This is a genomic window from Enterobacter sp. 940_PEND, assembly GCF_001059415.1.
In the GTDB taxonomy this organism is placed as follows: Bacteria; Pseudomonadota; Gammaproteobacteria; order Enterobacterales; family Enterobacteriaceae; genus Enterobacter; species Enterobacter cloacae_M.
Genome location: NZ_JUMS01000115.1, coordinates 1 through 14,020 on the forward strand (window position 1 = coordinate 1; position 14,020 = coordinate 14,020).

General features: G+C 56.6%; 13 protein-coding genes. 6 read left to right on the forward strand and 7 right to left on the reverse strand.

Annotated elements, in window-relative coordinates; genetic code table 11:
• Positions 1–78: 78 nt before the first annotated feature.
• Positions 79–438 carry a DUF2500 domain-containing protein gene (locus ADJ24_RS16005; protein ID WP_023310012.1) on the reverse strand — a complete coding sequence of 120 codons (360 nt, stop codon included), beginning with the start codon at positions 436–438 and terminating at the stop codon, positions 79–81.
• 129 nt (positions 439–567) lie between these two features.
• On the opposite strand from ADJ24_RS16005, the gene ADJ24_RS16010 reads away from it, so the two are divergent.
• Both ADJ24_RS16010 and zntA read left to right on the forward strand, forming a co-directional pair.
• Entirely contained in the window at positions 568–1,194 is a 627-nt protein-coding gene (locus tag ADJ24_RS16010; RefSeq protein ID WP_023310011.1) for a lysoplasmalogenase, read from the forward strand.
• Between the two features lie 76 nt (positions 1,195–1,270).
• A complete protein-coding gene (gene zntA, locus ADJ24_RS16015) occupies positions 1,271–3,442 on the forward strand; it encodes a Zn(II)/Cd(II)/Pb(II) translocating P-type ATPase ZntA (protein ID WP_023310010.1) in 2,172 nt (723 codons plus the stop codon).
• An 87-nt stretch (positions 3,443–3,529) separates the two neighbouring features.
• Here the strand turns inward: zntA and ubiA are convergent, their stop codons facing one another.
• From ubiA to malK, 5 genes are all read right to left on the reverse strand, one after another.
• The gene (gene ubiA, locus ADJ24_RS16020) at positions 3,530–4,399 is read right to left on the reverse strand and encodes a 4-hydroxybenzoate octaprenyltransferase (RefSeq protein ID WP_023310009.1); all 870 of its coding nucleotides are present in this window, start codon (positions 4,397–4,399) and stop codon (positions 3,530–3,532) included.
• Positions 4,400–4,411: 12 nt separating this feature from the next.
• A complete protein-coding gene (gene ubiC / locus ADJ24_RS16025) occupies positions 4,412–4,909 on the reverse strand; it encodes a chorismate lyase (protein WP_023310008.1) in 498 nt (165 codons plus the stop codon).
• A gap of 180 nt (positions 4,910–5,089) precedes the next feature.
• Complete coding sequence (gene malM / locus ADJ24_RS16030; RefSeq protein ID WP_023310007.1) at positions 5,090–6,043, reverse strand: maltose operon protein MalM; 954 nt, start codon at positions 6,041–6,043, stop codon at positions 5,090–5,092.
• Positions 6,044–6,157: 114 nt separating this feature from the next.
• Complete coding sequence (locus tag ADJ24_RS16035; protein ID WP_023310006.1) at positions 6,158–7,468, reverse strand: maltoporin; 1,311 nt, start codon at positions 7,466–7,468, stop codon at positions 6,158–6,160.
• 71 nt (positions 7,469–7,539) lie between these two features.
• Positions 7,540–8,649: a maltose/maltodextrin ABC transporter ATP-binding protein MalK gene (gene malK, locus ADJ24_RS16040; RefSeq protein WP_023310005.1), complete on the reverse strand. Its 1,110-nt coding sequence runs from the start codon at positions 8,647–8,649 to the stop codon at positions 7,540–7,542.
• Between the two features lie 370 nt (positions 8,650–9,019).
• On the opposite strand from malK, the gene malE reads away from it, so the two are divergent.
• The 3 genes from malE to malG all read left to right on the forward strand — a co-directional run bounded on the left by malE (position 9,020) and on the right by malG (position 12,785).
• Entirely contained in the window at positions 9,020–10,210 is a 1,191-nt protein-coding gene (gene malE, locus ADJ24_RS16045; protein ID WP_023310004.1) for a maltose/maltodextrin ABC transporter substrate-binding protein MalE, read from the forward strand.
• 125 nt (positions 10,211–10,335) lie between these two features.
• Positions 10,336–11,880: a maltose ABC transporter permease MalF gene (gene malF / locus ADJ24_RS16050; RefSeq protein WP_023310003.1), complete on the forward strand. Its 1,545-nt coding sequence runs from the start codon at positions 10,336–10,338 to the stop codon at positions 11,878–11,880.
• A gap of 14 nt (positions 11,881–11,894) precedes the next feature.
• A complete protein-coding gene (gene malG, locus ADJ24_RS16055; protein WP_023310002.1) occupies positions 11,895–12,785 on the forward strand; it encodes a maltose ABC transporter permease MalG in 891 nt (296 codons plus the stop codon).
• A gap of 222 nt (positions 12,786–13,007) precedes the next feature.
• Here malG and psiE read toward each other — a convergent pair whose 3' ends face one another.
• On the reverse strand, positions 13,008–13,418 hold the full coding sequence (gene psiE / locus ADJ24_RS16060; RefSeq protein WP_000202963.1) for a phosphate-starvation-inducible protein PsiE: 411 nt from the start codon (positions 13,416–13,418) through the stop codon (positions 13,008–13,010).
• Positions 13,419–13,514: 96 nt separating this feature from the next.
• Between psiE and ADJ24_RS16065 the strand changes: the two genes are divergently transcribed.
• The gene (locus tag ADJ24_RS16065; protein WP_023310001.1) at positions 13,515–13,967 is read left to right on the forward strand and encodes an acyltransferase; all 453 of its coding nucleotides are present in this window, start codon (positions 13,515–13,517) and stop codon (positions 13,965–13,967) included.
• Positions 13,968–14,020: the final 53 nt, after the last annotated feature.

The window sequence follows — 14,020 nt, forward strand, 5'->3', positions numbered from 1 at the left end:
TCACCCTAACCCTCTCCCACAGGGAGAGGGAACGATTACACCCTCTCCCAAGGGGAGAGGGCCGGGGTGAGGGGAAAATTACCGCTCCGGTTCAAACCCTTCAAACCGCGACCCTTTGTAGCTCAACGTCCCTTTCTCCCCCACCGTCAGCTGATGGTACTGCTGCGCCTCCAGGCGGAAGGTTATCTCCAGGCCGCCCGCTTCCGGCCTAAAGCTCGCTTCATAGCGCATTGCTGTGCCCGCAGGCGTCACCTGCTGCTGGCGCGAGCGGCGGTCGTTGAGCGGTTTTTCGCGTTTGTTGGTCACCAGCACGCGCTTTTGCATCAGCGGCGCGGCATCGTTATCCGCCTTCTCGCGGCGCTGCTGCACGAAACGGAACGAGGCGGCAATGACGATAATCGCCACCACGATAATGAAAAAAAGCGGCATCTTGCTCATTCGACAATCCCATCAGATTTTGCGGAATTCAGGATACCTTGCCTCCCCCGCCATTGCCAAACGACCGCCCGCGTCACTACACTGGATCAGAAACTGATTATTCAGACTTAACAGATACAGGGAGTTAATATGCTTTGGTCATTTATCGCTGTCTGTTTTTCCGCATGGCTTTATGTCGATGCGTCCTACCGCGGTCCCACCTGGCAGCGCTGGTTGTTTAAACCGGTCACGCTGTTGCTCCTGCTGCTGCTGGCCTGGCAAGCGCCGATGTTCAACGCCGTCAGCTATCTGGTGCTCGCCGGACTGTGTGCATCCCTGATTGGCGATGCCTTAACCCTGCTGCCACGCCAGCGCCTGCTCTACGCCGTTGGGGCGTTCTTCTTGTCGCATCTGCTCTATACCATCTACTTTGCCAGCCAGATGACGCTCTCCTTCTTCTGGCCGCTGCCGCTGGTGCTGCTGGTGATTGGCGCGCTGCTGATTGCGGTGATCTGGTCACGTCTGGAAGAGATGCGTTTGCCGGTCTGTACGTTTATCGCCATGACGCTGGTGATGGTGTGGCTGGCGGGCGAGCTGTGGTTCTTCCGTCCGACCGCTCCGGCGATGTCCGCGTTCTTCGGCGCCGCGCTTCTGCTGATCGGGAATATCGTGTGGCTGGGCAGCCACTATCGCCGCCGCTTCCGGGCGGATAACGCGATAGCCTCCGCCTGTTACTTTGCCGGGCATTTCCTGATTGTGCGTTCGCTGTATATCTAAATAGCGCTTGACTCTGGAGTCGACTCCAGAGTGTATGCTGCGGTTAATGAGAAAATTATCATTGCCGGAGACTGCCATGTCGACTCCAGAAATACCTAAAAAAGTTCCTCAATTCTCGGCACTTAAGCTCAGCCCGGCTCCGTCGAAAGACGACTGCTGCTGCGAAGGCGCGTGCGAAACGCAAGCTCAACCCCTTCCTGAAAGCGGCAGCCGCTACAGCTGGGTCGTCAACGGAATGGACTGCGCAGCCTGCGCCCGCAAGGTGGAAAACGCCGTCAAGCAGGTGCCGGGCGTGAGTCACGTTCAGGTGCTGTTCGCCACCGAAAAGCTGCTGGTCAGCGCCGATAACGACGTCAGCAAACAGGTTGAAGCCGCCGTCAGCAAGGCGGGCTATACCCTGCGCAGCGAAACGGCGCCCGTTGAAAAAGCCTCCTCCCTGAAAGAAAACCTGCCGCTCATTACCCTCACCATCATGATGGCCCTGAGCTGGGGTCTGGAGCAGATTAACCATCCGTTCGGCAATCTGGCGTTTATCGCCACCACGCTGGTCGGCCTGTTCCCGATTGCCCGTCAGGCGCTGCGCCTGATGAAAAGCGGCAGCTGGTTTGCCATCGAAACGCTGATGAGCGTGGCGGCCATCGGCGCGCTGTTTATTGGCGCGACGGCAGAAGCGGCGATGGTGCTGCTGCTGTTCTTAATCGGCGAACGTCTTGAGGGCTGGGCGGCGAGCCGGGCGCGTAAAGGGGTCAGCGCGCTGATGGCGCTGAAGCCGGAAACCGCCACTCGCGTGATAAACGGCACGCGTGAAACGGTCGCCATCAATACGCTGCGCCCGGGCGACGTGATTGAGGTGGCCGCAGGGGGGCGTCTGCCCGCAGACGGCGCGCTGCTTGGCGCCACCGCGAGCTTTGATGAAAGCGCCCTGACCGGGGAATCCATTCCGGTAGAGCGTGCCGCGGGTGAAAAAGTGCCTGCTGGCGCCACCAGCGTCGACCGTCTGGTGCAGCTCACCGTGCTTTCCGAGCCGGGCGACAGCGCCATCGACCGTATCCTGAAGCTGATTGAAGAGGCCGAAGAGCGCCGCGCGCCGGTCGAACGCTTTATCGATCGCTTCAGCCGAATTTATACCCCTGCCATCATGCTGGTTGCCCTGCTGGTTACCGTCGTCCCGCCGCTGTTACTTGGCGCGCCGTGGGAGGGCTGGATTTATAAAGGGCTGACGCTGCTGTTGATTGGCTGCCCGTGCGCGCTGGTGATTTCCACCCCGGCTGCGATTACCTCAGGTCTTGCGGCGGCGGCGCGTCGCGGCGCGCTGATTAAGGGCGGCGCGGCGCTGGAGCAGCTGAGCCAGGTTCAGCATATCGCCTTCGATAAAACCGGTACGTTAACCGTGGGTAAGCCGCAGGTAACCGGCGTATATCCGCAGGAAATCAGTGAAGATGAGCTGCTGACCCTGGCCGCCGCCGTTGAACAGGGGTCCACTCACCCGCTGGCGCAGGCGATTGTGCGTGAAGCGCAGGCGCGCGGGCTGGACATCCCTCCGGCAACCGCCCAGCGGGCGCTGGTCGGGTCAGGGATTGAGGCCATTGTTGACGGTAAAAAGGTGCTGATTGTCGCGGCGGGCAAGTCTTCTAATCCAGAGGTTGAGGCGTTAGAACAGACCGGACAAACCGTCGTGACCGTTATGCAGGACGGCGTCGCGAAAGGGATGCTGGCGCTGCGCGATACCCTGCGCGATGACGCCAAAGAAGCCGTGGCGGCGCTGCACAAGCTGAGCGTGCAGGGCGTTATACTCACCGGTGATAACCCTCGCGCGGCGGCAGCGATTGCCGGTGAGCTGGGGCTGGAGTTTAAAGCCGGACTGTTGCCTGCGGATAAGGTCAGCGCCGTGACGGAGCTGAACGCTCGCGCGCCGCTGGCAATGGTCGGTGACGGGATTAACGATGCCCCGGCGATGAAAGCGTCCACCATCGGTATAGCGATGGGCAGCGGCACCGACGTGGCGCTGGAAACGGCCGACGCGGCATTGACGCACAACCGCCTGACCGGGCTGGCGCAGATGATTAGCCTGGCGCGCGCGACGCGGGCCAACATCCGTCAGAACATCGGCATTGCGCTCGGGCTGAAAGGAATTTTCCTCGTGACGACCCTGCTCGGCATGACCGGATTGTGGCTGGCGGTGCTGGCGGATACCGGGGCAACGGTACTGGTGACGGCGAACGCGCTCCGGCTGCTGCGTCACCGATAAAAAAAGCCCGGTGGCGCTAACGCTTACCGGGCTTCCATGTCCTGCTAACTCGTAGGTCGGGTAAGGCGAAGCCGCCACCCGACTTTTTTATAAGAAATAGCTCATCGCCAGGCCTAAAAACAGCACCAGACCAACGTAGTTATTGTTCATAAACGCTTTAAAACAGGCGTCACGTTCACGCCTGGCGATCAACTTCTGCTGATAAGCAAACAGCAGTCCCGCCACCAGCACGGACCAGTAAAACTCCCAGTTCAGCCCGTTCAGGCGACCGATCGCAACCATCAGCGCCAGTACCGCAACCTGCAGGATACCGATAATCAGCTTGTCCTGACGACCAAAGAGGATGGCGGTGGATTTGATGCCAATCTTCAGGTCATCGTCGCGATCTACCATCGCGTATTGCGTGTCATACGCCACAGCCCAGAGAATGTTCGCCAGGAACATCAGCCAGCAGCTGAGCGGTAAGGACTCACTAACCGCCGCAAACGCCATCGGAATCGACCAGCCAAACGCTGCGCCCAGCACCACCTGAGGCAGGTGGGTATAGCGCTTCATAAACGGATAAACCCAGGCTAACGCCAGCGCCGCAACGGAAAGCAGAATGGTCATGGTGTTGAGGGTTAACACCAGCAGGAAAGAGAGCAGCACCAGAACAATGAACAGCACACGGGCTTCTTTCCCGGTGACCTGCCCGCTGGGTAACGGACGACCGGCAGTACGCTTAACATGACCGTCGAATTTACGATCGGCATAGTCATTCACCACGCAGCCCGCCGCGCGCATCAGCCAGACGCCGGCAACGAACACGGCCAGGATCCACAGCGGCGGCACGCCCGGCGTGGCGAGCCACAGCGCCCACAGGGTCGGCCACAGCAACAGTAACGCGCCAATGGGTTTATCGGTACGCATTAAGCGGTGATACGCCAACAGCTTATTCTGCGTCAGGCTCCACTCCATTTTTTCTTCCTCTTAGTACAACGGTGATGCCGGTAAAAAAAGCTCCGTCAGAATTAACGGTTTACCGCTCAGGCGAAGGCGGGAACGACGCCCCCAGAGTTCGGCATCACGACCAATCTCAATAAAATCCCGGGTAAGCTCAGACGAGGTGAAAAGGTAGCGCCCCAGCGGCGTTTTCCCCAGACGTTGCAGCGCCAGCTCTGGTCCGGAAAGGGTGGACTCGGGGACCACCGTCCGCCCGGCAAGCCAAGGCTCACCATCAGCACAGAGTAAAATTTCGCGCAGCCAGTAGCGTGGTTCGTGCGGCAGCAGCGGCAGCTCGCTGGCGATCTCATCGCCAGAGACAAACCCTTCCTGAATCAGGGTCACCGTGACCGTTTTACCCTGTTGCTCAAAACGTTTCGTCATGGAATCTTCCAGCAACAGCCAGTCCAGCTGCTGCGGTTCAAGCGCAGGTATTTGGTCGAAATAGCGCAGCGCACGCAGTTGCGTTAGCGCAGGGTGTGACATGCCAGACTCTCCGATACATAAAGTAATGGCATTGTATCGCAGAAACACGGATTGAGGGGGGCCAAACGTTATTTAACGATCACGATCGCAACATGGGCGCAACAGCCTGGCCGATACGAAAAAAAGTGCGCCCACTCAGGCGCACCAAACTACTAACAAATCAGCACTGTGGGGAAACGGTTACCCCTTGCCTTTTACACTGCTGATAAAGGTGGAACGGGCAGTGGTTGAACCTAAACGTTCGGCTTCATCAAGCAGCTTCAGCGCTTTATCGACATCGCCGCGCTTCACCGCCTGCTTAATGGCGTTGTTGAAGTACTCTTCGGTGTCGTTCAGTACCGGCTCGGCTTTCTTCGCCGGGGCAGGTGCTGCGGTCGCTACCGGTGCGGCTGCCGTGGCAGCTGGCGCGGTATAAACAGGTGCAGCAGTGTTACCTACGGTGACGGGGCCGGTGCCGGAGGAGCCAAACAGCGGGCCGACCAGCACGCTGGACGCATTGTTAGTTGAGACTTTCAGTTTGAGCAGGCCGTCGGTGACGTGGCGCGCTAACGGATCCGGAATATCCGGAACAGAGTTACCCGTTCCTTTGGCGTAGGCTTTTGCCGGATCGATAAGCTTAGTGGTCTGCTGTAGATCTTTTTCAGTCGTGAAAACCAGAACATAAATCTTCTGCTGTCCCAACGCTGGCGTCAGGCGCATTTTTCCTTCCAGACGGTCGGCGCTCATGACGCCAGGCTCCTGGTAGCTAAAGTACTCGCTTGGGAAGAAGGCAGACGGCGTCAGATTCTGATCCAGAATCAGCACGTTCGGTGCAAATACGCTGGTTTGCTTGTTCACTTCGCTGGTCAGCGTCAGGGTTAGCTCACCAATGTTAGCCGGCACGCTGTAGGCGGCAACCGGCCCGGTGATACCCGGTACGTTCAGCTGCTGGCCGCCCGTAGAAAGCTGTGTCGACTGGGTTTTGGATTGATCAACTGGCGTCCACGTCAGCTGCTGGAGGGCCGCCGCCGGGATAGCCGGCGCAGCGCTGATATTTTGTGGCACGAAATTCACGTCTGCCAGGGAGATGGCCGGAACACAGGCTAACAGCCCCGCAGAGAGGCACAGCGCGACGAGACTTTTCTTCATTTTCATTGTTATTACCTCTGATAGCGTGAGCACTGCGGTGGCCAGGCAATAGCGCGCAGCACCCTAAGGAGAGAGGGGCTTACGCCCCTCTTTTCAGGTCATTACGTCAGGTCTAACGAATTACCACCAGATTTCCATCTGGGCGCCGAAGGTCCATTCATCGTTGTCGCCACGGCTGAAGGTTTTCGCAGAGGTGTCACTGTAAGCCACACCAGAGGTGTAACCCGTGTCGCTGTTGTTTGCGTAACCCCATTTCTCATCCCACTTCGCGTAGGTTGCGAAGACACGGATAGCCGGACGAGACCAGATGCTGTCGCCTGCCTGCCATTGCTGTGCCAGGGTGATTTTGTACTGGCTGTTTTTCTCGTCAGTTCTCTGAGATTTGACGTTGTCGTAGCCCACTTCAAGCAGGGTGCTCATGATTGGCGTCCATTTGAACATCGGACGAACACCCACAGTCCACCACTCGGTACCGTTGTTGTTGTCACGATCGATGTTCTGGTACATACCGACGTACATCAGGTCCCAACGGTCTGCCAAGGTAATTGCACCGTGGTCCAGCACACGCCACATGGAGCCGTCGTTATCAACGCTGCCGCCCTGTGGAATACCTTTACCGTTAGAGGTCATGGAGTCTGTACCGTACTGCAGTACGAACTTGTTGAAGCCCTTCATCATGCTCTGGGTATGTTCAGCAGTGAACAACCAGCCATCTTTAGAAGCGCCTGGCTGCAGGTAGTAGTCGTCAGGAATGTTGGTGTGACCATAGTCAACGCCCAGTTCCAGCGTACCGCCCGGGTTAGTTTCCAGCCCCGCTAAACGCACGTCGAAGACGTCATTTGGTACAACGTTGTCATAAATACGGTCGCCGTTCGCATCACGATCGGCGAAGGTTGCAGAACCGCCTGATTCAGAAGAGCGGGTGGCTGCCAGAGAGAGTTTACCAAAGCCCAGATCGATGTTTTCAATACCGGCACCAGGACCTGAGATGTCCCAGTAGTAGAAGTCGATCATGTGAACGTCATGACGCTGATAGAAACGCTTACCGGCCCAGATGGTGGAGCCTGGCAGCCATTCAATCAGGTTTTTACCCTGCACGTTAGCTTCACGGAAGGCCGGGCTGGTGGATTCCCAGTCGTTCTGCTGAGAAACGGAATACGCTACGTTAGTGTCGAAATAGAAGCTCTTGTCGCCTTCTTTCCACACTTCCTGACCCAGTTTCAATTCCGCATAGGTTTCACATTCGTTACCGAGACGGTATTTACTTTGAGCACCCGTTGCCTGGAAACATTGTTGTTCACCGCCACTCCCGGTCCAGCCAATGCCGGAACGAGCATAACCTTTAAAGTCCACGGCGCCTGCCTGGGCAGACAGGATGCCTGCCGCAACGGCGATTGCCAGAGGGACTTGTTTGCGCAGAGTAATCATCATTCTATCTCCTGAGATCATTGCTTTTCTTTGAACACTTCACCTGTCGGTTTCGTGTCTTCTTTTGGGATTGCTTAAACGCCTGGCTCTTTGTGCAACCGACGACATGCAGTGCCATCCTCACGGAACAGATGGCAACGCTCTGGCGGCAAGCCGATAGCGAATGTGGCACCCTCTTCTACCAACACCACGTCGTTCTGGCGGTAGACCAGGTTCTGACGGATGGCGGGGATCTGGATATGAATCTGTGTTTCGTGACCAAGCTGTTCGACGACCTGAACGTCACCTTCCAGGGTCACATCAGCGATGTGGCTCGGCAGCAGGTGCTCAGGACGAATACCGAGGGACATGTTTGCCCCGACCTGTACGTTGGCGCTGTCGACCGGCAGCCAGACCTGCTGGCGGTTTGGCAGCTCCACCTGTACCTGTTCAATGGCTGTCGCGGTCACTTTGACGGGCAGGAAGTTCATCTTTGGCGAGCCAATAAAGCCCGCAACAAAGCGGTCTGCCGGGTAGTGATACAGCTCCAGCGGTTTACCCACCTGCGCCACGCGGCCGGCATCCAGCACCACGATTTTGTCGGCGAGGGTCATCGCTTCCACCTGATCGTGAGTGACGTAAATCATCGTGCGGCCAAGACGCTTGTGCAGACGGGAGATTTCAATACGCATCTGGACGCGCAGGGCGGCATCCAGGTTAGAGAGAGGTTCATCAAGCAGGAACACGCGCGGTTCGGCCACCAGCGTACGGCCAATCGCCACACGCTGACGCTGACCACCGGAAAGCGCTTTTGGTTTACGCTCCAGCAGGTGGGCCAGCTGTAACACTTCCGCCACCTGCGTCACGCGCTGGTTAATGACTTCTTTCTTCGCGCCGGCCAGCTTCAGGCCAAAGGACATATTTTCGGCAACGGAAAGGTGTGGATAGAGTGCATAAGACTGGAACACCATACCGACGCCACGTTCGGCAGGCGGGATGTCGTTCATTCGGGTATCACCAATCAGCAGGTCGCCGCTGGTAATCGTTTCAAGACCGGCAATCATACGCAGCAGAGTAGATTTACCACAGCCTGATGGGCCAACAAACACCACGAATTCGCCTTCGTTGATGTCCAGATTGATGTCTTTCGACACCACAACGTCACCCCAGGCTTTCGTTACATTACGCAGCTGTACGCTCGCCATGCCCTTCTCCCTTCGTTACAACCTGTCACCGACAGAAACATTCAAGATAAGTTCACTATGGGGTATCCATTACTTTCCCGAATCCTCCACCCCCCGCCTTTTTTATGGGGGAGGAGGCGGGAGGATGAGGGAGCAGGCTCTGCGACCGCCGCGGGCGGGCTGAGGCAAAATTCGTGAAGCCGCCTGCAAAATTCGGTGGGTTTTTATGTGCGCCAGCACTCATAACTTAAATTTATGCAACGGAGATCACACAAACGGGGGGTGGGGCGTAGGGGTTGGGAGGATGGAAAGAGGATGTCAAATAAGGAGACTGAGTCACGTTGAACCACCTTATGTATCCACGAGCACATCACCAAAAAGGATGGCAGATATGAATATCAAGACTGGCGCACGCGTTTTCGCATTGTCCGCCCTTGCAGCAATGATGGTTTCCGCCCCAGCGCTCGCCAAAATTGAAGAAGGCAAGCTGGTTATCTGGATTAACGGCGACAAGGGCTATAACGGCCTGGCCGAAGTGGGCAAAAAATTCGAAAAAGATACCGGCATCAAAGTTACCGTAGAACACCCGGACAAGCTGGAAGAGAAGTTCCCGCAGGTTGCAGCAACCGGCGACGGCCCGGACATCATCTTCTGGGCGCATGACCGTTTCGGGGGTTACGCGCAGTCTGGCCTGCTGGCAGAAGTGACGCCAGATAAAGCCTTCCAGGACAAGCTGTTCCCGTTCACCTGGGATGCCGTTCGCTATAACGGCAAGCTGATCGCTTACCCTATCGCGGTTGAAGCCCTGTCTCTGATTTACAACAAAGACCTGGTACCAAACCCACCGAAAACCTGGGAAGAGATCCCGAAACTGGATAAAGAGCTGAAGGCGAAAGGTAAATCCGCCCTGATGTTCAACCTGCAAGAGCCGTACTTCACCTGGCCGCTCATTGCTGCCGATGGCGGTTACGCGTTCAAGTTTGAAAACGGCAAATATGACGTGAAAGACGTGGGCGTGGACAACGCTGGCGCGAAAGCGGGTCTGACCTTCCTGGTTGACCTCATCAAGAACAAACATATGAACGCGGATACCGATTACTCCATCGCGGAAGCGGCGTTCAACAAAGGCGAAACCGCGATGACCATCAACGGTCCGTGGGCCTGGACCAACATCGACAAGAGCAAAGTCAACTACGGCGTAGCGCTGCTGCCAACCTTCAAAGGCAAGCCGTCTAAACCGTTCGTTGGCGTGCTGAGCGCGGGCATCAACGCCGCCAGCCCGAACAAAGAGCTGGCGAAAGAGTTCCTGGAAAACTACCTGCTGACCGATCAGGGTCTGGATGAAGTGAACAAGGACAAACCGCTGGGCGCCGTCGCGCTGAAATCCTTCCAGGATCAGCTGGCGAAAGACCCACGTATCGCGGCCACCATGGATAACGCCCAGAAAGGCGAAATCATGCCGAACATCCCACAGATGGCTGCGTTCTGGTACGCCACGCGTACCGCGGTCATCAATGCTGCAAGCGGTCGTCAGACTGTCGATGCCGCGCTGAAAGATGCTCAGGGTCGTATTACTAAGTAATGACGTAGTCCCCTCTCCCTTTGGGAGAGGGTTAGGGTGAGGGTTGGCGCTATCCGCACGCCCTCACCCCGGCCCTCTCCCCCAGGAGAGGGAGAAAAGATCAAACGTTGTAGAGGAAAAACCCCATGGATGTCATTAAAAAGAAACGCTGGTGGCAAAGCGACGCGCTGAAGTGGTCAGCGATAGGTCTGCTGTGTCTGCTGGTGGGTTACCTTGTTGTTTTAATGTACGTACAAGGGGAATATCTGTTTGCCATCATGACGCTGATTTTAAGCTCTGCTGGCCTGTATATTTTCGCTAATCGTAAAGCCTATGCCTGGCGCTATGTCTACCCGGGCGTGGCCGGGATGGGGCTGTTTGTTCTGTTCCCGCTGATTTGTACCATCGCCATTGCGTTTACCAACTACAGCAGCACCAACCAGCTTGCGCAGGAACGCGCGCAGCAGGTCCTGCTGGATCGCTCCTATCAGGCAGGCAAGACCTTTAACTTCGGCCTGTATCCTGACGGTAACGAGTGGAAGTTAGCGCTTACTGACGAAGCAAGCAGCAAATACTATGTCTCCGACGCGTTCAAATTTGGCGGCGAGCAGAAGCTGGCCTTAAAAGAGGCACAGGCCCTGCCGGAAGGTGAACGAGCCAACCTGCGCGTCATTACCCAGAACCGTCAGGCGCTGACCCAGCTCACCGCCGTGCTGCCAGACGAAAGCAAGGTGACCATGAGCTCGCTGCGCCAGTTCTCCGGCACGCAGCCGCTGTATACCCTGGCGGAAGACGGCACGCTGACCAACAACCAGAGCGGCGTGAAATATCGTCCGAATAACGACATTGGTTTCTATCAGTCCATTACTGCCGACGGCAAATGGGGTGATGACAAGCTCAGCCCTGGCTATACCGTCACCATCGGCTGGGACAACTTTACCCGTGTGTTTACCGACGAAGGCATTCAGAAGCCGTTCTTCGCCATCTTCGTCTGGACGGTGGTCTTCTCGGTGTTGACGGTGATCCTGACCGTGGCCGTGGGCATGGTGCTGGCCTGCCTGGTCCAGTGGGAATCCCTGAAAGGCAAAGCGATTTACCGCGTGCTGCTGATCCTGCCGTATGCCGTACCGTCGTTTATCTCGATTCTGATTTTCAAAGGGCTGTTTAACCAGAGCTTCGGTGAAATCAACATGATGCTGAGCGCCCTGTTCGGCATCAAACCAGCCTGGTTCAGCGACCCGACCACCGCTCGCTCGATGATTATCATCGTGAACACCTGGCTCGGTTATCCGTACATGATGATCCTGTGCATGGGCCTGCTGAAGGCTATCCCGGACGATCTGTACGAAGCCTCGGCGATGGACGGCGCGGGCCCGTTCCAGAACTTCTTTAAAATTACGCTGCCGCTGCTCATTAAGCCGCTGACGCCGCTGATGATTGCCAGCTTCGCCTTTAACTTTAACAACTTCGTGCTGATTCAGCTGTTGACCAACGGCGGCCCGGACCGCCTTGGCACCACGACGCCAGCAGGCTATACCGACCTGCTCGTGAGCTACACCTACCGTATCGCCTTCGAAGGCGGCGGCGGCCAGGACTTCGGTCTGGCGGCAGCGATTGCCACCCTGATCTTCCTGCTGGTAGGCGCTCTGGCGATTGTGAACCTGAAAGCCACACGTATGAAATTTGATTAAGGAGGGCATCAATCATGGCTATGGTACAACCCAAATCTCAGAAGTTGCGCCTCCTGGCGACGCACTTAGGCCTGCTGATTTTCATCGCGGCGATCATGTTCCCGCTGCTGATGGTTATCGCCATCTCCCTGCGTTCGGGTAACTTCGCGACGGGGAGCCTGATCCCGGACGAAATCTCCTGGGAGCACTGGAAGCTCGCGCTGGGCTTTAGCGTGGAACACGCGGATGGCCGCGTCACGCCGCCGCCGTTCCCGGTGCTGCTGTGGCTGTGGAACTCGGTGAAAATCGCAGGCATTACCGCCATTGGTATCGTGGCGCTGTCCACCACCTGCGCCTACGCCTTTGCCCGTATGCGTTTCCCGGGCAAAGCGACGCTGCTGAAAGGGATGCTGATTTTCCAGATGTTCCCGGCCGTGCTGTCGCTGGTGGCGTTGTATGCCCTGTTTGACCGTCTGGGCCAGTACGTCCCCTTTATCGGCCTGAACACCCACGGCGGCGTGATCTTCGCCTATCTTGGCGGAATCGCACTGCATGTATGGACCATTAAAGGCTATTTCGAAACTATCGACGGCTCGCTGGAAGAAGCGGCCGCGCTGGATGGCGCAACCCCGTGGCAGGCGTTCCGCCTGGTGCTGCTGCCGCTGTCGGTGCCGATTCTGGCGGTAGTGTTTATCCTGTCGTTTATCGCTGCGATCACCGAAGTACCGGTTGCCTCACTGTTACTACGTGATGTGAACAGCTACACCCTGGCCGTAGGTATGCAGCAATACCTCAACCCGCAAAACTACCTGTGGGGCGACTTTGCCGCGGCGGCCGTACTTTCCGCCATCCCGATTACCGTGGTGTTCCTGTTGGCGCAGCGTTGGCTGGTCAACGGCCTGACGGCGGGCGGTGTGAAAGGTTAAGTTTCATTTTGTTATGCCACTGCAACCCTCAACTTTAGACGTATTGTATTGACCCAATACTCAAAATATTTTGCGGTGCTGGAAGGCGGCAAGTGAGTGAATCCCCAGGAGCTTACTAAAGTAAGTGACTGGGGTGAGCGAACGCAGCCAACGCATCAGCAGCGTAAAATATGAAGAGTAAACTTGTGACTGTTGTTAGGCGCTCTTCGGAGCGCCATTTTTTTATTCGCGTTTCAGCCGCTTCGAGTTGCACAGCCAGAGGGTGATCACCAGCAGCAGGATCGCCGCCGAGTAGATCAGCACGTCGAGCGGGGATTTATGATCGACGATGATCAGCCGCACTATCGCAGTGATCCCAATGTAGACAAAATAACGCAGTGGGAAATGAAATCCGGATTGAAAGTACTTCACAATCAGGGCGATAAATTCAAAGTAGAGAAAGTAGACCACCAGGCCTTCCACCAGCGCATATTTGCTGGTTTGTTCAGGGGCGAACAGTACATCCGCAAGATGCACCGTCTCTTTACCCAAAAAGACGACCAGTATCAGGCCAAGGCTCAACAGACCGAGGTTCAGCACGGTCTGGAGGATAGTTGAGATAAACTCAACGCGCGGGCGAGTCAGGGATGTCATACAGCACCTCATTCTCCAGGGCGAGGTTCCTGTATAACGCAAAAATGTGACGGGGATCTATATTTTTTAATTATGTTTTATGTAGGAAGAAAACCGATGGAGCGTAAACAAACCGGGGTTCGCAACGTGACCTGTGGCGACAATGTGATCGTATATGAACCTGCTAACCTTTACGACTGTGTTCTGGGCAACGGCGTATTCGTCGGCCCGTTTGTTGAAATCCAGGGCAATACGCGCATCGGTGACGACTGCAAAATCCAGTCGCACACCTTCATCTGCGAGTATGTCACTATTGGTCAGCGTTGCTTTGTTGGCCATGGCGTGATGTTTGCCAACGATATGTTTCGGGAGGGGAAACCGAACGCCGACCGTGAGAGCTGGGGCCATATTATCGTGGGGAATGATGTTTCGATAGGCAGTGGAGCGACCATTCTGACGGTATCCATCTGCGACGGTGCGGTGATTGGTGCAGGGAGCGTGGTAACAAAATCGATCGTCGAGAAAGGTGTCTATGCCGGGAACCCGGCGAGGCTACTACGCCGCTTGTGATTCGCCCGGTGGCGCTGCGCTTACCGGGCCTACAAAATAGCAGGCCGGGCAAA

Bases quoted from the DNA above. Each gene is read 5' to 3' on its own strand.
- malG (WP_023310002.1), top strand. From the start codon at position 11,895: ATGGCTATGGTACAACCCAAATCTCAGAAGTTGCGCCTCCTGGCGACG.
- malM (WP_023310007.1), bottom strand. From the start codon at position 6,043: ATGAAAATGAAGAAAAGTCTCGTCGCGCTGTGCCTCTCTGCGGGGCTG.
- ADJ24_RS16005 (WP_023310012.1), bottom strand. From the start codon at position 438: ATGAGCAAGATGCCGCTTTTTTTCATTATCGTGGTGGCGATTATCGTC.
- malE (WP_023310004.1), top strand. From the start codon at position 9,020: ATGAATATCAAGACTGGCGCACGCGTTTTCGCATTGTCCGCCCTTGCA.
- ADJ24_RS16065 (WP_023310001.1), top strand. From the start codon at position 13,515: ATGGAGCGTAAACAAACCGGGGTTCGCAACGTGACCTGTGGCGACAAT.
- malK (WP_023310005.1), bottom strand. From the start codon at position 8,649: ATGGCGAGCGTACAGCTGCGTAATGTAACGAAAGCCTGGGGTGACGTT.
- ADJ24_RS16010 (WP_023310011.1), top strand. From the start codon at position 568: ATGCTTTGGTCATTTATCGCTGTCTGTTTTTCCGCATGGCTTTATGTC.
- psiE (WP_000202963.1), bottom strand. From the start codon at position 13,418: ATGACATCCCTGACTCGCCCGCGCGTTGAGTTTATCTCAACTATCCTC.
- ADJ24_RS16035 (WP_023310006.1), bottom strand. From the start codon at position 7,468: ATGATGATTACTCTGCGCAAACAAGTCCCTCTGGCAATCGCCGTTGCG.
- ubiA (WP_023310009.1), bottom strand. From the start codon at position 4,399: ATGGAGTGGAGCCTGACGCAGAATAAGCTGTTGGCGTATCACCGCTTA.
- malF (WP_023310003.1), top strand. From the start codon at position 10,336: ATGGATGTCATTAAAAAGAAACGCTGGTGGCAAAGCGACGCGCTGAAG.
- ubiC (WP_023310008.1), bottom strand. From the start codon at position 4,909: ATGTCACACCCTGCGCTAACGCAACTGCGTGCGCTGCGCTATTTCGAC.
- zntA (WP_023310010.1), top strand. From the start codon at position 1,271: ATGTCGACTCCAGAAATACCTAAAAAAGTTCCTCAATTCTCGGCACTT.